Annotated in this window: 19 protein-coding genes; 12 read left to right on the top strand and 7 right to left on the bottom strand. The window is 64.8% G+C overall.

Annotation, left to right across the window (positions count from 1 at the left end; all coding sequences use genetic code 11):
* Positions 1-74 precede the first annotated feature (74 nt).
* Genes ACYU03_RS11845 through ACYU03_RS11860 form a run of 4 tightly spaced genes read right to left on the bottom strand, consistent with a single transcriptional unit; the run spans position 75 to position 5,636 of the window.
* The gene (locus ACYU03_RS11845; RefSeq protein WP_461890925.1) at positions 75-1,520 is read right to left on the bottom strand and encodes a curlin; all 1,446 of its coding nucleotides are present in this window, start codon (positions 1,518-1,520) and stop codon (positions 75-77) included.
* A 16-nt stretch (positions 1,521-1,536) separates the two neighbouring features.
* Entirely contained in the window at positions 1,537-2,010 is a 474-nt protein-coding gene (locus ACYU03_RS11850; RefSeq protein ID WP_461890927.1) for a curlin, read from the bottom strand.
* A 15-nt stretch (positions 2,011-2,025) separates the two neighbouring features.
* Positions 2,026-4,257 carry an Ig-like domain-containing protein gene (locus tag ACYU03_RS11855; protein ID WP_461890929.1) on the bottom strand — a complete coding sequence of 744 codons (2,232 nt, stop codon included), beginning with the start codon at positions 4,255-4,257 and terminating at the stop codon, positions 2,026-2,028.
* Between the two features lie 32 nt (positions 4,258-4,289).
* A complete protein-coding gene (locus ACYU03_RS11860) occupies positions 4,290-5,636 on the bottom strand; it encodes a hypothetical protein (protein WP_461890931.1) in 1,347 nt (448 codons plus the stop codon).
* Between the two features lie 437 nt (positions 5,637-6,073).
* Between ACYU03_RS11860 and ACYU03_RS11865 the strand changes: the two genes are divergently transcribed.
* Genes ACYU03_RS11865 through qhpG form a run of 4 tightly spaced genes read left to right on the top strand, consistent with a single transcriptional unit; the run spans position 6,074 to position 11,701 of the window.
* Entirely contained in the window at positions 6,074-7,987 is a 1,914-nt protein-coding gene (locus tag ACYU03_RS11865; RefSeq protein WP_461890933.1) for a sigma-54-dependent Fis family transcriptional regulator, read from the top strand.
* Positions 7,988-8,000: 13 nt separating this feature from the next.
* Positions 8,001-9,734, top strand: a complete 1,734-nt coding sequence (locus tag ACYU03_RS11870; protein WP_461890935.1) for an ABC transporter ATP-binding protein — start codon at positions 8,001-8,003, stop codon at positions 9,732-9,734.
* Positions 9,724-10,404 carry a subtilisin-like serine protease QhpE gene (qhpE, locus tag ACYU03_RS11875; protein WP_461890937.1) on the top strand — a complete coding sequence of 227 codons (681 nt, stop codon included), beginning with the start codon at positions 9,724-9,726 and terminating at the stop codon, positions 10,402-10,404. Before ACYU03_RS11870 ends, qhpE begins: the two co-directional genes overlap by 11 nt.
* Positions 10,397-11,701, top strand: coding sequence for a flavin-dependent monooxygenase QhpG (qhpG, locus tag ACYU03_RS11880; protein WP_461890938.1), 1,305 nt, complete (start codon positions 10,397-10,399; stop codon positions 11,699-11,701). Before qhpE ends, qhpG begins: the two co-directional genes overlap by 8 nt.
* A 4-nt stretch (positions 11,702-11,705) precedes the next feature.
* Here the strand turns inward: qhpG and ACYU03_RS11885 are convergent, their stop codons facing one another.
* Positions 11,706-13,019: an alginate export family protein gene (locus ACYU03_RS11885; protein WP_461890940.1), complete on the bottom strand. Its 1,314-nt coding sequence runs from the start codon at positions 13,017-13,019 to the stop codon at positions 11,706-11,708.
* A 93-nt stretch (positions 13,020-13,112) separates the two neighbouring features.
* Positions 13,113-14,606: an aldehyde dehydrogenase family protein gene (locus tag ACYU03_RS11890; RefSeq protein ID WP_461890942.1), complete on the bottom strand. Its 1,494-nt coding sequence runs from the start codon at positions 14,604-14,606 to the stop codon at positions 13,113-13,115.
* Positions 14,607-15,014: 408 nt separating this feature from the next.
* Here ACYU03_RS11890 and peaA point away from each other — a divergent pair, with 408 nt between their 5' ends.
* From peaA to ACYU03_RS11930, 8 genes are all read left to right on the top strand, one after another.
* On the top strand, positions 15,015-16,580 hold the full coding sequence (gene peaA, locus ACYU03_RS11895; RefSeq protein ID WP_461890944.1) for a quinohemoprotein amine dehydrogenase subunit alpha: 1,566 nt from the start codon (positions 15,015-15,017) through the stop codon (positions 16,578-16,580).
* A 71-nt stretch (positions 16,581-16,651) separates the two neighbouring features.
* Complete coding sequence (gene peaB / locus ACYU03_RS11900; protein WP_461890946.1) at positions 16,652-18,082, top strand: quinohemoprotein amine dehydrogenase maturation protein; 1,431 nt, start codon at positions 16,652-16,654, stop codon at positions 18,080-18,082.
* 1 nt (position 18,083) lies between these two features.
* The gene (qhpC, locus tag ACYU03_RS11905; RefSeq protein WP_461890948.1) at positions 18,084-18,407 is read left to right on the top strand and encodes a quinohemoprotein amine dehydrogenase subunit gamma; all 324 of its coding nucleotides are present in this window, start codon (positions 18,084-18,086) and stop codon (positions 18,405-18,407) included.
* Positions 18,408-18,438: 31 nt separating this feature from the next.
* Positions 18,439-19,581 carry a quinohemoprotein amine dehydrogenase subunit beta gene (peaD, locus tag ACYU03_RS11910; protein ID WP_461890950.1) on the top strand — a complete coding sequence of 381 codons (1,143 nt, stop codon included), beginning with the start codon at positions 18,439-18,441 and terminating at the stop codon, positions 19,579-19,581.
* A 60-nt stretch (positions 19,582-19,641) separates the two neighbouring features.
* The gene (locus ACYU03_RS11915) at positions 19,642-21,327 is read left to right on the top strand and encodes an AMP-binding protein (protein ID WP_461890952.1); all 1,686 of its coding nucleotides are present in this window, start codon (positions 19,642-19,644) and stop codon (positions 21,325-21,327) included.
* A 194-nt stretch (positions 21,328-21,521) separates the two neighbouring features.
* Positions 21,522-22,964, top strand: a complete 1,443-nt coding sequence (locus ACYU03_RS11920) for a sensor histidine kinase (RefSeq protein WP_461890954.1) — start codon at positions 21,522-21,524, stop codon at positions 22,962-22,964.
* Between the two features lie 303 nt (positions 22,965-23,267).
* The gene (locus tag ACYU03_RS11925) at positions 23,268-24,761 is read left to right on the top strand and encodes a sensor histidine kinase (RefSeq protein WP_461890956.1); all 1,494 of its coding nucleotides are present in this window, start codon (positions 23,268-23,270) and stop codon (positions 24,759-24,761) included.
* Positions 24,730-26,154, top strand: a complete 1,425-nt coding sequence (locus ACYU03_RS11930) for a sigma-54-dependent transcriptional regulator (protein ID WP_461890958.1) — start codon at positions 24,730-24,732, stop codon at positions 26,152-26,154. The genes ACYU03_RS11925 and ACYU03_RS11930 overlap by 32 nt, the downstream gene beginning before the upstream one ends.
* Here the strand turns inward: ACYU03_RS11930 and ACYU03_RS11935 are convergent, their stop codons facing one another.
* A complete protein-coding gene (locus tag ACYU03_RS11935) occupies positions 26,155-26,472 on the bottom strand; it encodes a hypothetical protein (RefSeq protein WP_461890960.1) in 318 nt (105 codons plus the stop codon).
* Position 26,473 lies beyond the last annotated feature (1 nt).

Raw genomic sequence — 26,473 nt, forward strand, 5'->3', positions numbered from 1 at the left:
GGCCTGCGGTGGAATAGGGCATCGCTGAAAAAGTGACCGTGGCGCCCGGAGGCAACCACGGTCCAAGGGGGAGGCTACTGCTGCAGGACGATGGCCTGGTTGGCATTGCCGAACTGGGTGATGGCGGCGTTCATGTTGGCGCCGCTCTGGTCGACCAGGGCCTGGTTGGCATTGCCGCCTTGGGTCACGTAAGCGACGTTGACGCCGTCGGTCTGCTTGATGCTGGCCAGGTTGCCGCTGCCATAGAGCTGCCAGGTGTAGCTCTGGTTGCCAGCGCCGGACTGCTCCAGCTGGATAGTGTTGGCGGTGCCCATGCTGCTGCCGGTGGCGTAGTTGTCGATGCCGCGCTGGTCGGCGATGAGCAGGTTGTCGGTGCCGTTCTGTTCGAAGTACAGCTCGTTGTTGCTGTCGACCTGGTTGGTCTGCATCTCGTTGCCGGTGCCTTTCTGGTTCAACCGCGCCAGTTGTGCCACACCGTCCTGGGTCAGGTTGACGCTATTGTCGACTCCGGTCTGGTTGATCTCGGCGCGCTGGCTGCTGCCGAACTGGCCACCCGGTTTGTCGCCTTTCCAGTTGCTGGCCATGATTTTGTTTTCGTTGCCCGTGGTGGTGATGCTCAGGCTGTGGTTGTCGCCGGTTTGGTAGGTGAAGTGCAGGTTGTCCTTGCCGTCCTGGATGATGCTGGTGACCGACTGCGTGGTTTCGTATTGGTCAGCCCAGGTGGCGTTGCGTTGACCGTTCTGCATGAGAAGGGCGATGTTGTCCTGGCCGAAGCTCTGGTCGAGGATGCCTTCGTTGGCCTGGCCGTACTGGATCACGGTGGCTTGGCTATCGATCTGGCTGTCTTGCCAGACTTCCACCGAGTTGCCGATGCCGGCCTGCTGGATGCCGATGGTCCCGGCGAGACCGTCGCGCTGGTCGCCGTAGGCCCAGTTGCCGCTGCCGTCCTGGTAGATCTCGATCAGGCCGTTCTGGTGGCTGAGGTGTTCAGCGGCGCTGAAGTTGTCTTTACCGGCCTGCACGCTCAGGCCACGGTTGCCGACGCCGCCGAAGAGCTGCTCGACATTGGCCTCGTTACGCTCGCCCCACTGCAGGGTGGTGCCCTGGCTGCCTTCCTGGCTGTCCTGGTAGACGAACGAGAAGTTGCCAGCGCCTTGCTGGGTCTGGTGGACCTCGTTGTCGTAGCCCAGTGACTGGCTGGCATGGGTGTTGTTGAAGCTGCCGCTGGCCTGTTGGGTGATGCTGCTGCCGTTCTCGTACAGCTGTTCGGCGTAGCCGGCGTTGTACTCGCCAGTGACGGTTTGCTGGATCTGGCTGGTGCTGCCTTCCTGCACGGCGAGGTGGTTGTGGCCCAGGCCGGTCTGGGTCTGGGTGGCGTTGGCATAGGGCGCGCCGAACTGCTGGACCTCAGCGATGTTCTCGTTGCCCAGTTGGTTCTGGGTCGAGGTGCTGTCGTCGGCCATGACCTGACCGGCAAGGGCCAGGACAATGGCGGCGCTTAGGGGAGCGAGCTTGAACATGGTGGTGCCTCCAGGTCTAACGGTATTGGATGATCTGAACGTGTTGGCCGTTGCCGGCCTGGGTCACGGCGCTGGAAAGCCCCGTGCCGGACTGCTCGATGCTGGCGTTGTTGGCGTTGCCGATCTGCTCGATCTGCGCGTAGTTGCTGCTGCCGCTCTGGCGGATCGAGGCGTTGTTGCCGTAGCCCTGCTGGTTGATCAAGGCCATCAGGTCGCTGCCTTCTTGCAGGATGAACGCCTCCTGCACGCCACCGGCCTGGACGATGCGGCCTAGCAGGGCCTGGCCGTTCTGGTCGATGGCGGCACGGTTGCCCGCGCCTTGCTGCTCGATCACCGCCTGCTGGCCACTGCCAATGGGCAGCAGGGTCAGGGTGATGGGGTCGCCCAGGTCGGAACCGGCGGCCAGGTCGCCGTTGTCCATCAGGTCGTCGGCATGGGCGGCCTGGCCCGCCAGGGCCAGGCTGAGCAGCAGTGCGAAGAGGTTCTTCATGGCGTCCTCCAGGGCCTACTGCACGTTGACCGGCACGGTGCGCACGGTGCCCTGGCTGCTGGTGATGGTCGCCGTCGGGTTGGCCGATGGGATCACCGTGGTGCTGTTGCTGATCGACAGGCGCCAGCGGCCGGTCAGCGGTACCGGAGTGCTGCCCAGGGTCACCAGGCCGTTCGGGGTGGTCACCTGCACCGTGATGGTGTTGCCGGTGGTCACTGACGAGGTGCCGCTGAAGTCCCAGTTGAAGCGGTTGTTGGAACGCGCCGTGACCGTCGCGGCGGTGACCGCGAAGGTCTCCTGGGCCGGCTGTGGCGACACCTGTACGGTGACCGTGGCGGGGGCGGACAGGGCCCCCAGGGCGTCGCGCACAATGTAGGTGAAGGTGGTGGTGAACGGTGTGGTGACCGAGGCCGGCGGCGTGTAGGTGACCTGGCTACCGTCGGTGCTGACCGTGCCGCGGCCGGCCGGTGGCTGGGTGACGCTGTCCACGACCAGCGGCAGGTTGCCTTCCGGATCGGTGTCGTTGGCCAGGACGTTGATCACCAGCGGCACACCGAGGGTGGCGGCCGTATCGGCGACGGCTGTCGGCGGCTGGTTCGGGGCGACGTTGATGGTCACCGTGGCCGGAGCCGACTTGAGTCCTTTGTTGTCCTGGGCGCGGTAGCTGAAGATTGCCACCAGTGGCGAGCTGGCACCGGCTGGCGGGGTGTAGGTCACCGAGCTGCTGCCATTGAGCACTACGCTGCCCAGGCCCGTGCCGGGTTGGGTGAGGTCGGTGATGGTCAGTGGCAGGTGGCCGTCTGGGTCACTGTCGTTGGCCAGCAGGTTGAGGGTCAGTGGCACGCCGATGCTGGTGCTGCCGACGTCGGCCTGGGCCACTGGCGGTTGGTTCTCGGCTTCCACCGGTGCTGTGCCGACCACGATCACCGGTTCGGTGTCGCTACCGCCGGCCGCGGACTTGACCGTGACAGTGGCTGGAGGCTGGGCCAGGTCGGTGACGGTCAGGCTTTGCAGAGTGCCCGCTTTGGACAGGCGGCCATAGCCTTGGGCGACCAGGTCCGGGACTTGCACTTCATCGCTGGACCGGGCCTCGATCAGCAGGCGCTTGTTGGCCCAGTCATAGCGTGCGGTGCTGACTTTCACCACATCATTGAGCTTGCTCGACAGGGCGGTCGGACGGGTGTCGCCGGTCGGGCTGCTGGCCGTGACCACCACCACCTCCGGTGGCGGGGCGCTGTTCAACTGATGGGCGAAGAACAGGCCGTTGTTGTCCGACAGCAGGTTGAACTGGCACGGCGAGGGCGGTGTGCCGATCAGGTCAATGCCGTTGCGCATGCACAGGCTGGCGCTGTTCGGTGCTTTGGCGAACACTTCGACGCGGGTCCCCGCGCTGTTGCGCTGGTAGGTAGCGCGCTCCAGTTCCACCGGCGTCTGGGCCCGTGGATCAAGGAGCTTGCCGGTGAGGGTGAAGGTGTTGGTCTGGATGGTTCCGGCAGGGCCTTCGATGCGTACGAAGTTGGTGTTGAACGGGCTACCGGTCACTGCTTCGCTGCGGCTCGGGTCGCCGATGTAGGTCTCGGTGGCGCCGGTGTCCGGGTTGATCTCGGTGTAGGGGCCGTTGACGCTCTGCAGGAAGGGGCCGATGTTGCCGTTGAGCACACCGCTGAAATCCCCTGGGCCGCCGATGCCGATGTCGCGGGTCATGTTGATGGCGCGGCGGCCGCGAGAGGTCACGTTGATCGTTTCCACCCCATAGGGGTGGGTGACGGTGTAGACGCCAGGTGTCGGGATCGACGCGCGGATGCGGATCCTGGCGAAACTCTGCTGGTCGCCATCGACCGGGTTCTCGTCGGCGAAGGCCGCTTCGACACCCGCGACGTAGACTTCCAGCTCGTAGCCGTTGTTGCCCACCTGGGGAATCTCGGCCTCGGCCAGGAACCAGAACAGCTCCGACGGCCAGTTGTCCGGGAAGACCAAGGGCAGTTTGTCGTCGAATATACCCGGTTCGGTTTCCAGTACGCACATGTAGTTCGGCGACGCCGGCGTACCGGGGGAGCGGGAACTGACGGCCCGTGACTGGCAGAGTTCCAGCGACACTCCGGCGGTGTCCTTGTACCACATCGGGTAGCGCCCGGTGGCCAGGGTGTAGGGGCCGGGGTCGACCTCGGCGAGGCCTGCCCAGGCAGTGCCGGTGAGAGTGAAAGTGAGCCCGGCGGCCAATAGCGCCTGGCGTGGCCAATTGTTCATGCTGCCTCCTTGAAGGCGGAGCCTTTGACTGTTCATGGCACCAGCACCACGTCTTCGCTGTCGCTGCCGCCGTGGGCACTGGTCACTCGGACCGTGGCCGGCGGGATCGGCGAGAGCCCGGTGGTCAATGTCTTCAGCGCGCCGTTGCCGTTGAGGCTGCCGATCAACGCACCGTTGCCGGTGGTGGCGGTCAGTGCAGGCGGGCTGACTTCGTCGCTGGTGCTGACCACCAGGGTCAGCACGCCGCTGGCCAGGCTGTACTCGGCGCGTTGGATGGTCACCAGGTCGACGAGTGGAAGGTTGGCGGTGGTCGGGCTGCTGCTGGGGATGGCCGGGCTGTTGTCTGCGGTGACCTGGAGGGTCTGCGGCAAGCTCGGGTTGAGTGCCGACTGGGCGTACCAGGCACCGGTACTATCGGCTTCGCTCAGGGCCAGGTTGGGCGACTGGCTGACCAGGCTGACCGTTGCCGGAGGCGGTGGCGCCATGACGAAGACATCCTGCTGGGCACGCAGGTCGCCGCCCTCGGTGTGCCGCGAGTAGGTGCTGCGCAGCGGGATCAGCGGCGTCGGGCGGTTCACCTCGGAGAGCTTGCCGGAGACCTCGAACAGCTCGGTACGCAGGTCCAGGCCATTGGGCCCTTCGATACGCACGAAGTTGGTGTTGAACGGGCTGCCGGTCACTGGCTCTTCCAGGTTGGGGTCACCGATGTAGCGCTCGATGGCGCCGGTGTCCGGGTTGGTCTCGGTGTAGGGGCCGTTGACGCTGCGCAGGAACGGGCCGACATCGCCCTTGAGTGCGCCGGTGTAGGTTTTCGGCGAGCCGATGCCCATGTCGCGAGTCATGTTGATGGCCCGGCGTCCTGGCTCCTGCACATCGAACACCTCCACGCCATAGGGGTGGGTGACCACGTAGGTGCCGGCGACGGGGATGTCGACGCGGATACGCACGCGGGCGAAGCTGATCTGGTCGCCGTCGATGGGCTCGTCGACAGAGAACGCCGCCTCGATGGCCGTGCCGTATCTCAGCTCGATGCCGCTGGCGGCATCGACGATCTCGGCGTCGGCGGTGAACCAGAAGGCTTCATCCGGGAAGTTGCTGGGAAACTGGATCGGCTGGGTGTCATCGAAGATGTCGGGGGTCGGTGTCAGGGAGCACATGTATGCAGGCTCGCCCGGCTCGCCGGCGGCGCGGGAGCTGAGCGCCTTGGACAGGCACAGGTCGAGGACTCGGCCGTGGCTGTCTTGATACCAGGCGGCGAAGTGGCCGTTTTCGGGTAGGTAGGGGCCCGGGTCGACGTCGAACAGCGCGGCCTGGACCGGGACCTGGAGAAGGCTGGCGAAAATGGCGAGCGCCAGTGGGTGGGGTGTTGGTCGGTGCATGAGAAATCCCTCTTGCAAACGGGCCCATGGACTTGGGGCGTCTGAGCAGGGTTCGGCAACATCCGTACCAACCATTGATTGGTGGCCTGCAAGCCTTGCGGGGCAAGGCCTGGCGTTGTCCAGGGCAATACCTTGCCCGGCAGTGGGGGCGGGCTTGCAGCCCCAGGGTTGGGGGTGATTGGGGGTGGATAATGTGGGAATACAGCGCCTGCGTCGGTTTCAAGATATTGAGGTATGCAGGTGCCTGTAGGAGCGGGCTTGCCCGCGATAAGCCAGTGGATTCAACGTCCATCCTTACCTTTACGTAAGCGGCACCATATGCCACTCTGCCTTGCCGAACCTCGGCACCAGTTGATGACGGCCCGGCGAATCTCAAGCAAACTGCCAGGAGTTGCGTTTCCCTGAGCCCGTTGCGTCCGATAGGCCTGGAGTAAGAGATGGCGCGATACCTACCAATAACAAACGCCGCTGATCCATTGCATGAGTCACGGCAGGTCCGTTTGAAGCTGGCCAGCGACGGTGAGCTGCCCCTGGGCATGCTGCGCGAGGAGATCGATGCCTCCTGGCGGCGCAGCCTCGGCCATGGCCTGAACTGCCTGGAAGGCGAGCAAGTCGAGCTGGCAGTGCAACAGCGCAGTGACCTGCAGACGCTGCTGGACAGCAACCGCCTGTTGATCGACGCCGCCACCCCGGAGTTGGAGTATCTGGTCGCCCGCCAGGGCAAGGGCGGGATCATCATCCTTGGCGATGCCCAAGCCAATGTCCTGGCCATCGAGGGCCAGACGGACGTCCTCAAGCAATTCGGCCTGCGCGACCTGCGCCCCGGCAGTTGCTGGAGCGAGTCGCGGCGAGGCACCAACGCCATCGGCACGGCCGTGGTGGAGGGGCGTCCGACGCTGATCAACTGCGGCGAACACTACCTCGACCGGCTGAGCCCGTTTTCCTGCACGTCCGTGCCCTTGCGCGATCCACGGGGCGAAGTGATCGGCGTGCTCGACCTGACCCGCGAAGGGATCATGGCCCAACCGCAAGACAACCTCTCCACCTTGATGCTGGCGGCGGGCAATATCGAGAGCCGCATGTTCGGCTTGTGTTATCCGGAACAACTGGTGCTGGCTTTCCACAGCCGCCCGCAATACCTGGCCAGCGCTTGGCATGGCCTGCTGGCGTTGAGCCTGGGCGGGGAAGTGCTGGCCGCCAACGAACGTGCCTGCGAGTTGTTGCAGGTCTCGCGCCAAGCCTTGATCGGGCGGCGTTGCAGCGACCTGATGGGCGAGCGTTCTTCGGCTTTCATCGCACGCCTGTGGCAGGGCGGGGTGAGCAGCGTGCAGACCGCCAAGGGCGAATTCTTCTTCCGGGCCCTGCACCTGCCTCGCCACACCGGCCTGGGCACCCCGCAGCCCAGCAGTAGGGTGCCGGTGGCACAGAAGTCCCCGGAGTTGGAAGCACTGGCCGGCCGCGACCCGCGCTTCGCCCGGTCCTTGCGCATGGCGCGCCAGGGTCTGGGCAACGACCTGCCTGTGCTGTTGCTGGGCGAAACCGGCACCGGCAAGGAGGTGGTGGCCCGGGCCCTGCACCAGTCCAGCGCGCGAGCGGACAAACCCTTTGTCGCGGTGAACTGCGCGGCCATTCCTGAAGGCCTGATCGAGTCCGAACTGTTCGGCTACCGCGAGGGGGCTTTCACCGGCTCGCGCCGTGGCGGCATGGTCGGGCGGCTGATGCAGGCCCATGGCGGCACCCTGTTCCTCGACGAGATTGGCGACATGCCGCTGGCCTTGCAGGCGCGCCTGCTCCGGGTGCTGCAGGAACGCCGGGTGGCGCCGCTGGGCGCGGGCGAGGAACAGGACATCGACGTGGCGGTGATCTGCGCCACTCACCGCGATCTCAAGCGCTTGGTGCACGACAAGCACTTTCGCGAAGACCTCTACTACCGTATCAACGGCGTCAGCTTGCGCTTGCCGCCGCTGCGCGATCGCGAGGATTTGAGCGGCGTCATCGACAACCTGCTGAGCAAGTTCGGCGCCGAGGGCGTCAGACTGGACAAAGACCTGAGCGAACTGCTCGGCAACTTCGATTGGCCGGGCAACATCCGCCAACTGGAGATGGTGTTGCGCTCGGCCCTGGCCATGCGCGAGGAAGGCGAGCAGGTGTTGGGCCTGGAACACCTCACCGACTGCCTGCTCGACGAATTGAGCGGCAGTGTGCAGCAGCCCGGCAGCATTCGCGAAAACGAGGTGGAACTGATCCGCGGGGCCCTGGCGCGGCACCAGGGCAATGTCACGGCGGCGGCGGACTCGCTGGGCATCAGCCGCGCGACCCTGTACCGAAAACTCAAGCAATTGCGCGGATGAGTGGCTGATCGCGATGCGTGGTCTTTTCCTGAAGCTGGTCGACTCCACCGACCCGGACCTCATGCGCCGCGCCCTGGCCTGGCTGTATGGCTTCGTGCGTCCCCACTGGCGGGCGATCGCCTCGCTGCTGGGGCTGTCCCTGGCCGCCTCGTTGCTGGTGCTGGCGCAACCCTGGCTGGTCAAGACCCTGATCGACGAGGGCCTGCTCGCCAAGGACTTCCAGACCTTGTGGCACATGGCGGCGATCATGATCGTCGCAGGCCTGCTGGGCACGCTGTTATCGGGGATCAACCGCTACCTGCACACCCGCTTGTCCGGGCGAATCCTGTTTGCCCTGCGCGATGACCTCTATGGCCACCTGCAACAGCTTTCGCCGGCGTTCTATGGGCGCAAGCGGCTCGGTGACATCCTTTCGCGGCTCGATGGCGACGTGGCGGAAATCCAGCGTTTTGCCGTGGACTCGCTGTTTTCCGCGGTCTCCAGCCTGATCGGACTGGTCGGTGCGGTGACCCTGATGCTCATGCTGTCCTGGGAGTTGTCCCTGTTGCTGGCCGTGCTGATTCCCATCGAGGTGCTCTGGCTGCGCTGGATGCGGCGCAAGGTCGAGCGCGAGGTGCGCAACCTGCGCGAGCGCTCGGCGGATGTCTCGTCGTTCCTGGTCGAGACCCTGCCGGCGATGAAGTTCATCCAGGCGGCCGGCCAGCAGCAGCGCGAGTCCGCGCGCCTGGGACGGCTGGGGCAGGGGTATATGGGCCAGTTGCTCAAGGTGCAGGTCACGGAATTCTTCACCCAGGCCGTGCCTGGCACCCTGACGTCCCTGTGTCGTGCCGCTGCCTTTCTGGTTGGCGGTTACTGGGTGATCCAGGGCACTTGGCAGTTGGGCGCGCTGATCGCTTTTTCCACTTACCTGGGCATGGCCGTCGGCCCGGTACAGAGCCTGCTGGGCCTGTATGTAGCGGTGCAGCGCATGGCCGTCAGCCTGGGACGGGTCATGGAGTTGCAGCAAGAGCCGGTCGCGGTGCGCCAGCCCGATACGCCGGCGCCCATGCCCCAGGGGCGGGGTGAGTTGCGCTTGGAGGGCGTGCATTTCGCCCATGAGCAACGTCGGGGCGAAGTCTTGCGCGACGTGCAGGTGTGTATCCCCGCCGGCCTCAAGGTGGCCATCAGCGGCGCATCGGGCGTGGGCAAGTCGACTCTGATCGACCTGCTGCAACGCTTCTACGACCCCGATGCCGGGCGCATCCTGCTCGATGGCGTGGACCTGCGCGACCTCGACCTGCTGGCCCTACGCCGACGCATCGCGGTGGTCAGCCAGGACATCGTGCTGTTTCGCGGCACCCTGGCGGAAAACCTCGCCTACAGCGTGCCGGAAGCCAGCCGCGAGGCACTGGAGCGGGTCGTGGCGCTGACCCGCCTGGACCGCCTGGTCGAGTCCTTGCCCATGGGCCTGGACGGACCCTTGGGCGAACGTGGCCAGCAGTTGTCCGGCGGGCAGAAGCAGCGTATCGCCATTGCCCGGGCGCTGTTGCAGGACCCGTTGATCCTGGTGCTGGACGAAGCCACCTCTGCCGTGGACGAGGCCACCGAGCGGGAAGTGATCGCGGCGATCGACCAACTGTTCGCTGGCCGTACCCGGATTCTGATCAGTCACCGCGCGGCAACCCTGGCCGATGCCGATTTCCACCTGCACCTGGAAAGTGGCCAGTTGCGCAGCCTGCAGCAGGAGCCTTTGCGCCATGGCCGGTGAATTGCGCATTGGCCTGATCGACTCGGGCTGCTCGTTGCAGCAGGCTGCGCGCTCAGCTGGCGGACGGCGCTTCTGGCTGGAGCAGGAGGCGCTTCGTGAAGGCGACCTGCAGGCGGACGCCCTGGGACACGGAAGCACCGTACTCGACACCCTGCTGGAACGCGGCGACGCCGGCGAGGTGCTGGTGGCCCAGGTGTTCGGCGGGCAGTGGGCGACCACGGCCTTGCAGGTCAGTGCCGCGTTGTTCTGGTTGGTGGAGCAGGGTGCGGCGCTGGTGAACATGAGCCTCGGCTTGCAACAGGACCGGCACGTGCTGCGCCAGGCCTGTGCCACGGCGGTGGAAGCCGGCGTGCTGCTATGTGCGTCGAGTCCGGCGCGTGGTGGGCCGGTGTATCCGGCCAGCTACCCAGGGGTTATCCGCGTCACCGGTGATGCCCGTTGCGGGCCGGGGCAGTGGTCCTGGCTGGACAGCGCGCAGGCCGATTTCGGCGCCCCCGTAAGTCCGGCCGGGGGAACCGCAGGGGCGAGCCTGGCTTGCGCGGCCCTGAGCAGCCAGGTCTGGGCGTTTTTGCGTGGGCATCCGGGTGCCAAGCGTGAACAGGTGCTGGCGTACCTGCGCGACAACGCCGCCTTCGTCGGCCCGCAGCAGCGTCGAGGTGAGCATGCCTGAACCACGCATCCTGGTGCTGGGCGCCGGCCCCGCCGGCGTTGCTTGTGCCATCGGCCTGCGGCGGCTGGGCTATGCGGTCGAGGTGGTCTCCGACTGGCGCCGTTTCGCGGCGGTGGAGGGCGTCTCCCAGCGTGTGCTGGAGGGCTTGCGCCATGCGGGGTTGGCCAGGGCCCTGGCCCAGGCCACCATGCCTTCACGGCGCCGGGTGGTCTGGAACGGTGACAGCCAGCGGATCAACCAGGAGTGCCTGCTGGACCGCAGCCTGTTCGACCAGGCCTTGCGCGAAGACTTGCGCCAAGCCGGCGCCGGTGTGATCGAAGGCCGTGTACGGGAGGTGCGCAGCGGCGCCGATGGGCATTACGTGGAGCTGGACAACGGTAGGAGGCTGAGCGCGGACTTCCTGGTCGAGGCCCGCGGCCGCCAGGCCCCTCTGGCGGCAGACCGCCTGCGTGGGCCAGAAAGCGTTAGCCTGCTCAATCTCTGGCGGTCGTCCCCAGGCGAGCCGGTGTCGGCGGTGGAGAGCCTGGATGACGGCTGGGCCTGGATGGCGCGACTGGCGGATGGCCGTTGCTATTGGCAGGTCAGCCTGGATGCCGGCGCCGCTGGTCTGCCGCCGAGGGCGCAGTTGCCCGACTATTGCGCCGAACGCCGCCAGCAATCCGCGCTGGTGGCCGAACTGTTCGGTGCGGGCGCCTGCCAGCCCGCCGAAGTGCATGCGCGCAGCAGCACAGCGGTTCTTGCAGGGCAGTGCGCGGGCACCAACTGGTTGCGCATTGGCGATGCCGCCATGGCTGTGGACCCGCTGTCGGGCAACGGTATCTTCCAGTCGCTGTCCTCGGCGCTGCAGGCCCCGGCGGTGATCAACACCTTGTTGCGCCATCCTGAGCGTGGGGAGCTGGCGCAGGGCTTTCACCAAGCCCGTATCGAACAGCTGTTCCTGCGCTTCGCCCGCATCGGCCGGGACTTCTACGCCCAGGAGCAAGGTCGGGCCGGGCGCCCGTTCTGGGACAAGCGCAGGACATGGCCGGACGCCCAACCGGTCCACGGTGCGGCTGACTTCCAGCAATTGCGGGTGGAGCGCCGGCCGGTCATCCGTGAGGGCCTCATCGATGAAGCCGAGGTGGTGGTCAGCCCTGACCAGCCCCTGGGCATCTGGCACTTGCAGGGTGTCGCCCTGGCGCCCCTGGTGCGTGGGCTGCAGGCGGGGCAAGGCGTGGATGAGCTGTTGCGGGACAGGCCAGCCAGTGAGCAGGCCATGCTGCGCGGCTGGCTGGCCGCGCAGGGGCATGGCGCTTGAAGGGTTAGAAGAAGGTCCCCACCAGCAGTTGCAGGTAGGTGCCGGTGTCGCGGCTGCCCAGTTGCAGCCCGCCGTTGTCGGCACTGCGCTCGGGCTTGTAGAAGCCAATCAGCGGACTGATCAGCAGGTGGTCGTTGACCATCCATTCCAGGTACAGGTCCAGCTCCCGTCCTCCCAGGTTGCCGCGGTCCTTGTCCAGGGTGGCGAAGTCGAAGTACAGCGCGCCCAGGGTCAGGTTCTCGCGTGGCGTGGCCTTCAGGCCCAGGTGGTGGACCTGGCTGTTGCTGTTGAAGGGGCCGGCGTAGTTGGCCGCCACTTCGCCCTGGAACCAGGTGCCATAGCCGCGGCTGGCGCCGTAGAACAGCGGGTCGAAGGCTTCGGAGAAGCGGCTGTAGCGGTAGGTGGCGGTGGGTGTCCAGGGCATCTCGGAGAAGGTCCAGGCGCCCTCCAGATACCAGGCGTTCTCACGCCCGCTGTCTTTGTCCTGGGTCACGTATTCGGCCGCCACTTCCAGGTTCTTCACGCCCAGGCTACTGCGCCCGCGCAGGCTTACGGTGTCCATGCCGTCGCGCTCCTCCAGGCCCATGATCGCGGCGTAGCGCTGGTCTACATCCAGGCCGTGTATCCAGCTCAGGCCGAAGGTGCCGGCTTCGCTGATGTGTTCCAGATTGCCGATGGCCAGGGCGGTGTCGGCTTGGTAGTGGTTGTCCGATTTCAGCCAGATCAGGTCGCCACGCCAGCCCTCGCTGCCGCCCAGGCGCAGCACCGCCGTGCGGTCGAAGGCCTGTCGCGCCGCCAGGTAGTAAGCTCCGCCACGGTCGAAGTTGGCGCCCAGGTCGACATCGCCGAGGTTCACCGGGTCGCCCTGGATGAGGAAGCCATCGCCGAGGGTGAGCACCTGGCGGCCGCCGGAGATATCGATGCCGTCTTCGCCCAAGGCTGGGAACAGGTTGCCTGAGCGCCAGCCCAGGTAGGCATCCTCGATGGCGGTACGGCGTTCGCTGCCCAGCGTTAGCCCGGCGGCGTCACCGTCGCCCCAAGTGCCAGAACTGAGCAGGTTGAAGGCGCCATACAGGGTGCCGTTGCCGGCCAGGGCCTGGCTGCCGCTCAGGCCGTACTTGATGTAGCCCTCGCGCCAGGCGCTGCTGCCGGGCTGGCGGTTGCCGGCCACGTCGTAGCTTTCATCGCTGTGGAAAATGCCGAAGAGGGCTTCGAGGTCGGCATTGAGGACGCTGCCGTCCTGGTTGTAGAGCTCGTGGGCGTGCGCGGTGCCGAGCAACAGGGCCAGGGCCAAGGGAGTACGCAGGGTACGGATCATCGGGGTGCTCCTTGTTTTTGTTATGGCCGGTGCAGCACCCGGGAGCCGGCAAGCCAGGCCCCGCAGGTGCAGCACCGGGTTCGATGCCGGGGGTCAGAGCTTGATCAGCACCGATTTGAGCTCGGTGTAGTGCTCGATCGCCGCCGCGCCCATTTCCCGGCCCACGCCCGACAGCTTGTAGCCGCCGAACGGCAGCGCCGGGTCCAGGGCGCTGTGGCAGTTCACCCAGACCGAGCCGGACTTGATCTTCGGGATCATCCGGTGGACTGCCGCCAGGTCGTTGGACCAGATGCTCGCGCCCAGGCCGTAGGGGTTGTCGTTGGCCAGGCGCACCACTTCGTCGATGTCATCGAAGGGCATGGCCACCAGCACGGGGCCGAAGATCTCTTCCTGGACCAGCCGGTGGCGCTGGTCGACGTCGACGATCACGGTCGGCTTGACGAAGTAGCCCGGGCCGAAGCCTTCGCCACCACAGGCAATGGTCGCGCCCAGTTCGCGGCCCAGGTCGATGTAGCCGGTGACGCGGTCTTGCTGCTTGGCCGATATCAGCGGCCCCATCTGCACCGCTGGGTCCAGGCCATTGCCAAGCTTCATGCCATTGGCGATGCCGGCAATGTCGGCCACCACATTGTCGAAATGCTTGCGGTGCACATAGAGGCGGGAGCCGGCGCAGCACACCTGGCCCTGGTTGAAGAAGATGGCGGTGGCGGCGCCCGCGGCGGCGTCCTGCAGGTTGGCGTCGGGCATGACGATGGTCGGTGACTTGCCACCCAGTTCGAGGGTGACGCGAGTCATGTTGTCCATGGCGGCCTTGCCGATCTGCTTGCCGACCTCGGTGGAGCCGGTGAAGGTCAGCTTGTCCACGCCGGGGTGGCGGGTCAGGGCGGCACCGGCATTCAGACCGGTGCCGGTGATGACGTTGAATACGCCGTCCGGGTAGCCGGCCTCCTGGACCAACTCAGCCAGCTTCAAGGCGGTCAGCGGGGTTTCGTCCGCCGGCTTGAGCACCATGGTGCAGCCGGTGGCCAGGGCCGGGCCGAGCTTCCAGCAGGCCAGCAGGAGCGGAAAGTTCCAGGCGACGATGGCGCCCACCACGCCAACGGCCTCGCGACGGATGAAACCGTGGAACTGATCGTTGGGCATCAGTGGCATCGAAGGGTCTACCGTCGAGCCTTCGATCTTGGTCGCCCAACCGGCCATGTAGCGCAGGAAGTCGATGGCCAACTGCACGTCCATGACCTTGGCCACGCTGGCGCTCTTACCGTTGTTCAGGCATTCCAGCTCGGCCAGTTGCTGGGCGTCGCGCTCCATCAGGTCGGCCAGGCGCCACAGCAGGTTCTGCCGCTCGCGGGGACGCATGCGGCTCCAGGCGGAGTCGTCGAAGGCCTGGCGCGCAGCCTGTACGGCGCGGTCCACGTCTTCACTGTCGGCGCTGGGGACTTCGCCGAGGATCTCGCCGCTGGCTGGGTTGCGGAAATTCAAGGTCCGGCCACTCGCCGCGTCCTGCCAGTCGGCGCCGATGCGCATCTTCAGCTTGCGGGCGAGAAAGGCTTTGGTGGCGGGCAGTACGGGCAGGTCGGAAAGCATGGGGCTGTGCCTCTTGTCATTGGATGTGCGAGGGGCTTTCGCAACCCGCGTGCCAACGCCACGAAACAGGGGTAATTGACTGATGGGAAAGGGGTTTGCCGAATTTTTGGAGCCACAGGCTCAAGCGCTGTTGTTGCAGTTTGAGACGGGCTGAGACAGCGCTGGAACAGATCTGGAGCTACCTTTTCCTGGAGTGGGCAAGGTGGTGTCTCAAGGTGGAACAGGCTGTCGCGAAATTAGACGTTCAGGCCCGTGGCCAAACCCTGCCATGGCCGCCCTTGAAGCCATCAACTGGCTGAAAAGAAAGGATTTTACCGAGACTGGCACAGATCCTGTATCCACCGTTGTCAGATGCACCCGGCACCCAGCGTGCAACAACGATAAGAACAACACCGTGGAGGTCTGACCTTGAAGACGACTCGACTCCGGCGGCATACGGGCAGCCTGGCACTGATCGCCGCCGCCTTGCTATGCACCCAGGCCCAGGCTGCAGAACAGGGCCCCAGCCTGCTGCAATCCAAGTGCATGGGTTGCCATATTCCGGAAGGCAACGACAGCTACAGCCGCATCAGTCATCAACGCAAGACGCCCGAGGGCTGGTTGATGAGCATCGCCCGCATGCAGGTCATGCATGGCCTTCAGATCAGCGATGACGATCGCCGCACCCTGGTCAAGTACCTGGCGGACAAGCAGGGCCTGGCGCCCAGCGAGACCGACGGCGTGCGTTACGCCATGGAGCGCCGGCTGAACACCGTCGAGCAGTTCGACGATTCCTTGAGCCAGATGTGTGGGCGCTGTCACTCCGGGGCGCGGGTCGCCCTGCAACGGCGACCGGCCAAGGAGTGGGAGCACTTGGTCAACTTCCACCTGGGGCAGTGGCCATCGCTCGAGTACCAGGCCCAGTCCCGCGACCGCGACTGGCTGGACATCGCCCTCAAGCAGGTGGTGCCGGACCTGGCCAAGCGCTTCGGCCTGGAAACCCAGGCCTGGGCCGACTGGCAGAAAGCCCGTCCCGCTGCCGACGTGCTGCCCGGGCAATGGACCTTCAGCGGCCACATGCTGGCCAAGGGCGACGTGCGCGGGGTGATGACGGTCAGCGCCGAGCAAGGCGATACCTTCAAGGTCGAGGTCAAGGGCCAGTACGCCGACGGCACGCCTTTCGAGGGCACGGGCTCGGCGATCCTCTACAACGGTTATGAGTGGCGCGGCAACGTTAAGGTTGGCGATGCCTCGATGCGCCAGGTCTTCGCGGCGCTCGAGGGTGAGATGAAAGGGCGCATGTTCGAGGCCGAGCACGATGAGCGCGGCCTGGACTTCAGCGCGGTCAAGCAAGGCCAGGCCAAGCTGTTGGCCGTGCAGCCGTCCTTCATCAAGGCGGGCAGCGAAGCTGAGTTCACCCTGGTGGGCAGTGGCCTGTCCGGCACGCCGGACCTGGGCGCGGGGATTGAAGTCACCCAGGTCCTGGAGTCGAGCCCCGGCCAGGTCCGGGTCAAGGCGCGGGCAGCAGCGGACGCAGCACCCGGCGTTCGCGAAGTCAGCCAAGGTGCACTCAAGGGCGTGACCCTGACGGTGTACGACAAGGTCGAGGAAGTGAAGGTGGTGCCAGCGTTCTCCATTGCCCGTATCGGTGAGAACGGCGGTTCCACGCCCAAGGTGCAAGGTCGCTTCGAGGCCGAAGCCTGGGGCAAGGATGCCCAAGGCAAGCCGCTGCGCATCGGCTACCTGCCGGCCAAGTGGTCCGTGCAGCCGTATGACGAGCGCGCCCAGGAGGATGAAGACGTGAAGTTCGCCGGACAGATGCTGGAGAACGGCGTGTTCATGCCCAGCGGTGCCGGGCCGAACCCCGAACGCAAGATGATGACCAACAATGCCGGCAATCTGAAGGTGATTGCCGAGCTCGAGGACGGTGGGCAGAAGGGCGAAGGCCATCTGATCGTCACCGTCCAGCGCTGGAACAACCCACCCTTGCCGTGACCGGCAGGGGCCGAGCGGGCGCCGCGGCGCCCGGTTTCCATCGTTGAACGGGATGAATATCGGAGGTCGCCATGGGCGCATTATTGAATCTGGTCGAACGTAACCTGCACGAGGTGCGGGTGGATGCCGACCGCATGTTGTTCCATATCCCCAGCAGTTCGCTGTTCGCCACCGACGAGGTCACGGGCGGCATCATCGATGCCTTGCGCCAGCAGGGCTGCTCGCCTGAGGAGTTGGTGCAGCGACTGGGCCAGCGTTTCACCGGCCAGGACATCCAGGAGACCCTGCACGAGCTGATCGCCCTGGAAGTGGTCAGCGACGGTTCGCCGCTGACCCCAGAGATCGGCCTGAAGCGGGTCGAGCGCACGGCGCTCAACACCGTGGTGTTGAACGTCAACACCGGCTGCAACCTGAGCTGCACCTACTGCTACAAGGAAGACCTGGACAAGCCCTCGGCGGGCAAGAAGATGAGCACGGCGACCGCCGAAGCCTCGGTGGAGATGCTGCTCAAGGAGTCGCCGGACGAGACGCGCTACAGCGTGGTGTTCTTCGGCGGCGAGCCGCTGTCCAACCGGCCATTGATCGAGCATATGGTGGATTACTGCGAGCGACGCTTCGCCGAAGCGGGCAAGCAGGTGGAATTCATCATGACCACCAATGCCACGCTGCTCACCGAGGAGATCGTCGATTGGCTCAATGCCCACCGTTTCGGGCTGTCGGTGAGCATCGACGGGCCCAAGACGGTCCATGACCGCAACCGCATCACGGTGGGCGGGCAGGGCACCTACGATGTGGTCCGGCGCAAGGCCAGCATGTTGCTGTCACGCTACGACAGCCGCCCAGTGGGCGCGCGAGTGACCCTGACCCGCGGCATCACCGACGTGGAGACCATCTGGGACCACCTGTTCAATGAATTGGGCTTCGCCGAGGTGGGCTTTGCCCCGGTGACTTCGGGTGATCTGGCCGACTTCAACCTGACCGGAGATGAACTGGTCGAGGTCTTCGCCAACATGAAGGCCCTGGGCCGCCGCTACCTGGAGGCGGCGCTGGAACACCGCAACATCGGCTTTTCCAATCTGCATCAACTGATCACTGACATCCATGAGGGCCACAAGAAGGCCCTGCCGTGCGGTGCCGGTCTGAAGATGCTGGCGGTCGACCACAAGGGCGAGCTGAACCTGTGCCACCGCTTCACCGGCTCCAGCCTGCCGACCTTCGGCAATGTGGAGAGCGGCGTGAAACAGGTGGAGCTGAACGACTTCCTGTCCCAGCGCCTGGACCGCAGCGGCACAGGGTGCGACAGCTGCCGCATCCGCAATCTGTGTTCCGGTGGCTGCTACCACGAAAGCTATGCGCGCTACGGCGATCCCACCCACCCGACTTACCACTACTGCGAGTTGATGCGCGACTGGGTGGACTTCGGCATCGAGGTCTACAGCCGCATCATGGCCGCGAACCCGGCCTTCATCAGCCGCTACATCACTCCCAGGAAGGCGCACTGACATGAAGCACCTCAAGCCCCTGAACAACAAAGCACAAATACTCGAACAGGCCGCTGCCGAGGACCGCATCGAGGAAGTGGTGGCCATGAGCGCCGTTGCCGGCTGCACCGCGACCACCGACCCGGGTTGGGAAGTGGATGCCTTTGGTGGCGTGACCTCGCTCTGCCAGCCGATGGAAGCCGACCTCTATGGTTGCGCGGACCCTTGCTGGTGGCCGGCCCAGGTGCCCGACATGATGAGCACTTACCAGGACTGGAACGCCCAGGCGAGCAACTCGCAAGAGGATTGGCGCAACCTCGGCACTGTCTTCCCGAAAGACAAGTGACCGGCCGACAAGAACAACAAGGGGAAACCGCATGAAACCTGGAGTCTTCGCCAAGCTTGCGCTCACTGTTGCCGCCTGTGCCGGCACCCTGGCGGCCTGGGCCGCCGACGACAGCACCGCTGCTGCTGGGCAAGCGCCTGCGCTCAAGCCGGGCCACGAATACATGATCGCCACCAACTACCCGAACAACCTGCACGTGGTGGACCTGGCCAGCGACGAGGTCTACAAGACCTGCCGCCTGCCAGACGCTTTTGGCCCCGGCACCGCGATGATGGCGCCGGACAACCGCACCGCGTACCTGCTCAACAACCACTTCGGCGACCTCTACGGCATCGACCTGGATAGCTGCAAGACGGTGTTCCACGCCAACCTGTCGAACACACCCGGCGAACTAGGGCGTTCGATGTTCTCCTTCGCCCTCAGCCCAGATGGCAAGGAGCTCTACGCTACGGTCAACCCGACCCAGCGGCTGAACGATCACTATGTGGTCAAGCAACCGCGCTTGGAAGTATTCCGTACCGCCGACGGGGTCGGCGCCAAGCCGGTGCGCAACTTCCCCATGCCACGCCAGGTGTACCTGATGCGGGCGGCCGATGACGGTAGCCTGTTCGTGGCCGGGCCGGACATCTACAAGATGGATGTGCAGACCGGCAAGTACGAGGTCGCGCTGCCGTTGCGCAATTGGCAGCGCCCGGGCTACAGCGCACCTGATGTGCTGTACTTCTGGCCGCACCAGACCGCGCAGCACGACTTCTCGATGCTCTACACCGTGGCCAAGTTCAAGGACGAAAAGGAGGACCCGGACACCGCCGACCTGATGTACGGCCATCTCAGCATCGACCTGAAGACCGGCAAGAGCAGCTATCGTGAGTTTGCGCCGTTGATCGAGCTGTACTTCACCGGCTTGCGCTCGCCCAAAGACCCGAACCAGATGTACGGCGTGCTCAACCGCCTGGCCCGCTACGACATCAAGGAGCGCAAGCTGATCAAGGCTGCCAACCTGGACCACACTTACTACTGCATCGCCTTCAACAAGCAGGGCAGCAAGCTCTACTTGGCCGGCACCTTCAACGACATCGCGGTGTTCGACCCCAACAGCCTGGAGAAGGTGAAGAACATCAAGCTGCCCGGTGGCGACATGTCGATCACCACCACCCAGGTGTTCGTCAGGTAAATCAACACGGGGCGCCCAGGCGCCCCAAGGTTCCCGGTACAACCAGAACAAGAGACCGCCATGAACCAGCAGAGCTACACCCAAGGCCGGCAGGACAAGGCCCTGCTCAACATGACCATCGGGGATGCCTTCGACGCGACGGTGTCCCGCTTTGCCGAGCGCGAGGCGCTGGTCGTCCGTCACCAGGCGCTGCGCTATAGCTGGCGGACGTTGGCCGAGGCCGTCGAGCGCCAAGCCCGGGCTTTGCTCGCCCTGGGCGTCAATAGCGGCGATCGCCTGGGCATCTGGGCGCCCAACTGCGCCGAGTGGTGCATCACCCAGTTCGCCAGCGCCAAGATCGGCGCCATCCTGGTCAATATCAACCCAGCGTACCGCAGCAGCGAGCTGGACTATGCACTGACCCAGTCCGGTTGCCGCTGGGTGATTTGCGCCGATGCCTTCAAGACCTCCGACTACCACGCGATGCTGCTGGATCTGGTGCCGGGGCTCGCGGCGAGCGTACCGGGCGAACTCGCCTGTGAACGCTTGCCTGAGCTGCGCGGGGTGGTCAGCCTGGCCGCCCAGCCGCCGGCGGGCTTCCTGTCGTGGCAAGCGCTGCAGGCCCGGGCCGACGAAGTCAGCGCCGAGGCGCTGGCCGCGCGCCAGGCCAGCCTGCGTTGCGAGGACCCGATCAATATCCAGTACACCTCAGGCACCACCGGCTTTCCGAAGGGGGCGACCCTCAGCCACCACAACATCCTCAACAACGGCTACATGGTCGGCGAGAGCCTCGGCCTGACCGAGCATGACCGGCTGGTGGTGCCGGTGCCGCTGTACCACTGCTTTGGCATGGTCATGGCCAACCTCGGCTGCCTGACCCACGGCTCCACCCTGATCTACCCGGGGGATGCCTTCGACCCCTTGGCCACCTTGCGTGCGGTAGCCGAGGAGCGGGCCACCGCGCTGTACGGGGTGCCGACCATGTTCATCGCCGAGCTGGATCACCCCCAGCGTGGCGAATTCGACCTGTCGAGCCTGCGCACCGGCATCATGGCCGGCGCCACGTGTCCGATCGAGGTGATGCGCCGGGTGATCGACGAGTTGCATATGCGCGAGGTGCAGATCGCCTACGGCATGACCGAGACCAGTCCGGTGTCTCTGCAAACGGCGGCCGAGGATGGGCTGGAGGTACGCGTCACTTCGGTCGGCCGCACCCAACCCTGCCTGGAGAGCAAGGTCATCGACAGCGAAGGCCGTACCGTGCCACGTGGCGAGATCGGCGAACTCTGTACCCGAGGCTATAGCGTCATGCTTGGCTACTGGAACAACCCCGAGGCGACCGCCGCTAGCATCGACGAGGATGGCTGGATGCATACCGGCGACCTGGCGGTGATGGATGAGCAGGGCTATGTGCGCATCGTCGGGCGCAGCAAGGACATGATCATTCGCGGTGGCGAGAACATCTATCCCCGTGAGTTGGAAGAGTTTTTCTTCACCCACCCGGCGGTGGCCGATGTGCAGGTGATCGGCATTCCCTGCAGCCGCTACGGCGAGGAAATCGTGGCCTGGGTCAGGCTCCATCCCGGACACAGCGTCAGCGAAGATGAACTGCGCAGCTGGGCCAAGGCGCGGATCGCTCATTTCAAGGTGCCACGCTACTTCCGCTTCGTTGAGGCCTTTCCCATGACCGTAACCGGCAAGATCCAGAAGTTCCGCATGCGTGAAATCAGCATCGCGGAGCTGACCGGCCGGCAGGGAGAGGGCTAGCGTCGGTCGCAGAAACCGAGTGATGCCGGGCCCGGCAGGAGCGTCATGCTGTTCACTCAAGGCATCTGCCGTATGGTTTGGGGCCGCTGCGTGCCCCATCTCGGCACAAAGCAGTTCCTCATTTCCCACACCGGGGCCATGCTTTCCCCAACTCTGGGCTATAACCTTCTAAGGCGAACGCCCCGGAGTCAGTCATGGACCTTGTACCGAGTTCCGCAAGCTTCCGGTTGATCGATCCGGGGGTGGCACGCAAGCCGTTCAACCTGTTGCGCTGGTATGCCTGGGTCAGCCTGGCCATCATCTTTTCCGTGGCCATTGGGCTGGGACTGGTGTCCAGCCGCTTCGTCATCAACGAGAGCGTCGAGCGCGACGCTTTGCTCACTGCCCAGTTCATCCAGTCCATCGCCGACGCCGAAGTGCGCCATGTATCGATCCCCGATGTGCGCAGCATGGGCGAATTGCTCGATCCGCGCATGGATCAGGCCATGCCGGATGTCGACCCCGAGGCCCGGCGCAAGGCGCGCGGTGAGTTCCTCGATCACATCGCCCACCTGCCGGATGTGCTGCTGGCCAACATCTACGCTCCTGACCGTACGGTGATCTGGTCGAGCAACCCGGCCTTGACCGGCAAGATGATCGACTCCGATGAAGACCTGGAGCGGGCCTTCGAGCACAAGATGCGGGTCTCGGCCAGTTACCACAATGTGGACGATGCGCGCAGCGAACAGAAGTTCGTGACGCCGCCGGAGCACTTGTTCATCGAGAACTATATCCCGCTGTTCGATGCTGACGACGAGCGGGTCACGGCCATGGTGGAGATCTACAAGGAGCCCCATGACCTGATCGTGCGCATCGAACACGGGCTTTTGATGATCTGGCTGGCCATCGCCCTGGGTGCGGGCCTGGTCTATATCGGGCTGTACGGCATCATGCGGCGTGCCGCACGGCTGCTGGCGGTGCAGCAGAGAACCCTGATCAACAATGAAACCTTCGTCGCCTTGGGCGAAATGTCTTCGGCGGTGGCCCACAGCCTGCGCAACCCGCTGGCCAGCATCCGCTCCAGCGCCGAGCTGGCCCAGGCCTTCGACGAGGGACCGGCGCAAAAGAACATCAGCGACATCATCAATCAGGTCGACCGCATGTCGCACTGGGTGCGGCAACTGCTGCAGTCATTGCGCCCGCTCAACGACGACGCCGTGCCGGTGGACCTGCCGCTGGCCTTGCAGGAGAGCCTGCAGGCCTTCGCCGTACCGCTGGTGCGCGCAGGCGTGCAACTGGAGCTGGAGAAGCTGCCAGCGGTCCAGGTGCTTGGCCAGCCGGCGCTGTTGGCGCAAATCTTCAACAGCCTGATTGCCAATGCCCTGGAGGCGATGGAACAGGGTGGCCGCCTGCGCGTCGAGCTGGTGCGGCAGGACCGCCGCAACCTGACGCTGCGCTTGTCCGACAGCGGCCGGGGCATGAGCGAACAGCAGCAACGCTTGGCCTTCCGGCCGTTCTTCACCACCAAACAGGGTGGCCTGGGCGTTGGGCTGATGCTGGTCAAGCGGATCATGGAGCGTTTCGGCGGGTCTGTCCGTCTGCACAGCCGGGAGGGCAGTGGTACCAGCGTGCTGCTGAGCTTTCGCTTGGCTCGTTGAAACCTCATCATGAGGTAGAGCAGTAAAAATTACTCCTAACTTATTGATATGAAAGAAGTAGCCAGGGGTGGGTGAAATGTACCCCAAAGGTGGGGATTGATCCTAGATAAAGGATCATGTTGTGTTTTTAACCAATTGAAAATAAACAATATTTATTTTTTGTAATGCGATGGCCAGAAACTTGCTTTGACCATTGCGACAAACGGAAGCGGCGGCAGCTTTGGCAAAGTGCTATCAACCTGCTACAGCTGGTAACGGTTGCACAGCAAGGCCCATGACAGGCATCCAGGCGGAATCGACGCGATGCAGACGCTGGAAAACGATGTCTCCGACAAGGCTTCAGCGCCTTCCAGTGCACTGGCTGCGCCGCTGCGCGAATTCAACCTGCTGCGCTGGTTCTCTCTGGTCAGCCTGTTGATCATTGCATCGGTGGCCGGCGGACTGGGTTATGTCTCGACGCGCTTCGTGGTCATCGACAGCGTCGAGCGCGATGCCATGCTCACCGCCCAGTTCATCCAGGCCATGGCCCAGGCCGAGGTCCGCCACTCGCAGCTTCCGCCGGGCACCACGATGGGTGAACTGCTCGACCCACGCCTGGACGGCTTGCACGCCTTGGTCAGCCCCGAATTGGCCGAAGCCACACGCTCCGAGTTCCTCGACCATGTCGAGCACCTGCCCGATACCTTGCTGGCCAATGTCTACGGCAGGGACCGCACCATCGTCTGGTCGACCAATCCGCTGCTGGTCGGCCTGCGCATCCTCGGCGATGGCGACCTGGACCAGGCCTTCACCTTGCGCGAGCCGGTGTCGGCCAGCTATCACAAGGTCGCCGAGGAGCGCGAGGAACAGAAGTTCCTGCGTGAGCCCAAGTACCTGTTCATCGAAAACTACATCCCCATGTTCGACAGCCTGGGCGAAGAGGTGTTGTCGATGGTGGAGATCTACAAGGAGCCCCAGGACCTGGTCCGGCGCATTCAGCGCGGTTATGTGCTGATCTGGACCTCGACCCTGATCGGCGGCACGCTGATTTATTTCGGCCTGTTCTGGATCGTGCGCCGTGCCGCCAGCCTGCTGCACAACCAGCAGAACCGTCTGGTGGCCGGAGAAACCTTCGTCGCCTTGGGCGAAATGTCTTCGGCGGTGGCCCATAGTTTGCGCAACCCCTTGGCCAATATCCGTTCCAGTGCCGAACTGGCCCAGGAGATCGCCAGCCCTGGGGCGCAGAAGAACATTGGCGACATCATTTGCCAGGTCGATCGCATGTCGCGCTGGGTGCGTGATTTGCTGACGTCGTTGCGCCCGGCCAACGAGGAGGCCGAAGCGGTGGAACTGGTGGCGGCCCTGGAGGATACCCGGCACGCCTTTGCCCAACAGGCCGAGCGCCATGGGGTGCACTTCGAGCTCGACGCACCGGCGCAGCAGTGGGTGGTCAGCCAGCCATTGCAACTGACGCAGATTCTCAACAGCCTGTTTGCCAACGCTCTGGAGGCCATGCCCAAGGGGGGGCGGTTGTTGGCGCAGGTCCAGATCATGGACGGGCAGCGGGTGCAATTGACCGTGAGCGACACGGGCAAAGGCATGACCCGCCAGCAGGAACGGATGGTTTTCAAGCCGTTTTTCACCACCAAGCAGGGTGGCCTTGGCGTTGGCCTGGTATTGGTCAAGCGCATCATGGAACGTTTTGGTGGCTCGGTCAGCCTGAGCAGCCGAGAAGAGGAAGGAACCCGCGTCTGCCTGATCTTCAAAATTGCAGCGGGAGGGGACCATGGAGCACAGCATACTGGTCGTCGAGGATGATGAGATTCTTGCCGACAACATCCGTACCTACTTGAGCCTCAAGGGCTTCGAGGTCACGGTCTGCCACAGTGCCGAGCTGGCTCTGGAGCACCTGCAGCGCGGCCAGCCGGACGCAGTGCTGACCGACAACTCACTGCCTGGCATGAGCGGCCATGACCTGTTGCGCACCCTGGTGGCCCAGGCTCCGGCGCTCAAGGTGATCATGATGACGGGCTACGGCAATGTGGAAGACGCCGTGCTGGCGATGAAGGAGGGGGCCTTTCACTATCTCACCAAACCGGTGGTGCTGGCCGAGCTCAAGCTGATGCTCGACAAGGCCCTGGCCACCGAGCGGATGGAGCGCACCCTGTCGTTCTATCAGGAGCGCGAAGCGCAGAAGTCCGGGTTGCAGGCGCTGATTGGCGAATCCCCGGCCATGTTGGGTCTCAAGCACACGTTACGGCAGTTGCTCGATGCCGAGCGGCGTATGGCCAGCGATGACCTGCCACCGGTGCTGGTCGAAGGCGAGACCGGTACTGGCAAGGAGCTAGTGGCCCGTGCGCTGCATTTCGACGGTTTACGCAGCAAGGGGCCGTTCATCGAGTTCAACTGCGCCTCGATCCCCGCCAACTTGCTGGAGGCCGAGTTGTTCGGCCATGAGAAGGGCGCTTTCACCGATGCCAAGGAGCGTCGGGTCGGGCTGGTCGAGGCGGCCGATGGCGGCACGCTGTTCCTCGATGAAATCGGCGAGATGGACCTGGTGTTGCAGGCCAAGTTGCTCAAGCTGCTGGAAGACCGCTGCATTCGCCGGATCGGCGCGGTCAAGGAGCGCAAGGTCGACCTGCGCATCATCAGCGCGACCAATTGCAATCTGGAGCAGATGGTGCAGCAGGGTAAGTTCCGTCGAGACCTGTTCTTCCGCCTGCGCATCATCGCCCTCAAGGTGCCGCGCTTGTATGCCCGGGGCCAGGACATCCTGATACTGGCACGACACTTCCTCGCCCATCATGGGCGGCGTTACGGCAAGCCGAACCTGCGTTTTTCCGCCGAGGCCGAGGCCTTGATGCTCGGCTACAGTTGGCCGGGCAATGTCCGCGAACTGCGCAACATGCTGGAGCAGACGGTGCTGCTGGCGCCGAACGAGGTGATTGCCGCGCACCAGCTCAACCTGTGCATGGGCCTTGTCGAGGAGCCTGTGGCGCCTCCCTCGGCACAAACCTTCGAGGCGCCGCGCCATGAGCCCGACCATGGCACCAGCCTGCCGGACATGGAGCGTGACTTGGTGTGCAAAACCCTGGATCGCACGGATTGGAATGTCACCAAGTCGGCGCGCTTGCTGGGCCTGAGCCGCGACATGCTGCGCTACCGCATCGAGAAACTCGGCCTGACCCGGCCCGACAAGCGCCAGTGGTGATCAGGGCTGGCTATTGCCGTCGTTGCTGCTGCCATCACCCTGGCTCCCGGTGCCTTCTGAGCCACTGCCGTCCATGCCGGGCAGACGACGGTCGTCGGTCTGGTCGGCAGGCGGGCTGTCAGGGTCGTTGCCCTGGATGCGCGGGTCGGTATCGCGGGGCATCGGGCGCTCTATCGGGTTGAGAGTGCTGTCGGCACCCGGTTCCGGGGCCGTGCTGTGTGGGTCATCGGGGTAGGTCGGGCCGGTGCCAGCCGCCAGAGAGAACGGGGCGGCTAGGGCCGCTGCCAGGAACAGGCCGTAGGGCAGGGAGCGTTTCATC

This window comes from Pseudomonas sp. X10 (assembly GCF_054889225.1).

Coding starts and splice junctions, on each gene's coding strand:
- ACYU03_RS11920 (WP_461890954.1), top strand. CDS start 21,522: ATGGACCTTGTACCGAGTTCCGCAAGCTTCCGGTTGATCGATCCGGGG.
- ACYU03_RS11860 (WP_461890931.1), bottom strand. CDS start 5,636: ATGCACCGACCAACACCCCACCCACTGGCGCTCGCCATTTTCGCCAGC.
- ACYU03_RS11855 (WP_461890929.1), bottom strand. CDS start 4,257: ATGAACAATTGGCCACGCCAGGCGCTATTGGCCGCCGGGCTCACTTTC.
- ACYU03_RS11935 (WP_461890960.1), bottom strand. CDS start 26,472: ATGAAACGCTCCCTGCCCTACGGCCTGTTCCTGGCAGCGGCCCTAGCC.
- peaD (WP_461890950.1), top strand. CDS start 18,439: ATGAAACCTGGAGTCTTCGCCAAGCTTGCGCTCACTGTTGCCGCCTGT.
- ACYU03_RS11915 (WP_461890952.1), top strand. CDS start 19,642: ATGAACCAGCAGAGCTACACCCAAGGCCGGCAGGACAAGGCCCTGCTC.
- ACYU03_RS11885 (WP_461890940.1), bottom strand. CDS start 13,019: ATGATCCGTACCCTGCGTACTCCCTTGGCCCTGGCCCTGTTGCTCGGC.
- ACYU03_RS11870 (WP_461890935.1), top strand. CDS start 8,001: ATGCGTGGTCTTTTCCTGAAGCTGGTCGACTCCACCGACCCGGACCTC.
- qhpG (WP_461890938.1), top strand. CDS start 10,397: ATGCCTGAACCACGCATCCTGGTGCTGGGCGCCGGCCCCGCCGGCGTT.
- peaB (WP_461890946.1), top strand. CDS start 16,652: ATGGGCGCATTATTGAATCTGGTCGAACGTAACCTGCACGAGGTGCGG.
- qhpC (WP_461890948.1), top strand. CDS start 18,084: ATGAAGCACCTCAAGCCCCTGAACAACAAAGCACAAATACTCGAACAG.
- ACYU03_RS11925 (WP_461890956.1), top strand. CDS start 23,268: ATGCAGACGCTGGAAAACGATGTCTCCGACAAGGCTTCAGCGCCTTCC.
- ACYU03_RS11930 (WP_461890958.1), top strand. CDS start 24,730: ATGGAGCACAGCATACTGGTCGTCGAGGATGATGAGATTCTTGCCGAC.
- ACYU03_RS11865 (WP_461890933.1), top strand. CDS start 6,074: ATGGCGCGATACCTACCAATAACAAACGCCGCTGATCCATTGCATGAG.
- ACYU03_RS11890 (WP_461890942.1), bottom strand. CDS start 14,606: ATGCTTTCCGACCTGCCCGTACTGCCCGCCACCAAAGCCTTTCTCGCC.
- ACYU03_RS11850 (WP_461890927.1), bottom strand. CDS start 2,010: ATGAAGAACCTCTTCGCACTGCTGCTCAGCCTGGCCCTGGCGGGCCAG.
- qhpE (WP_461890937.1), top strand. CDS start 9,724: ATGGCCGGTGAATTGCGCATTGGCCTGATCGACTCGGGCTGCTCGTTG.
- ACYU03_RS11845 (WP_461890925.1), bottom strand. CDS start 1,520: ATGTTCAAGCTCGCTCCCCTAAGCGCCGCCATTGTCCTGGCCCTTGCC.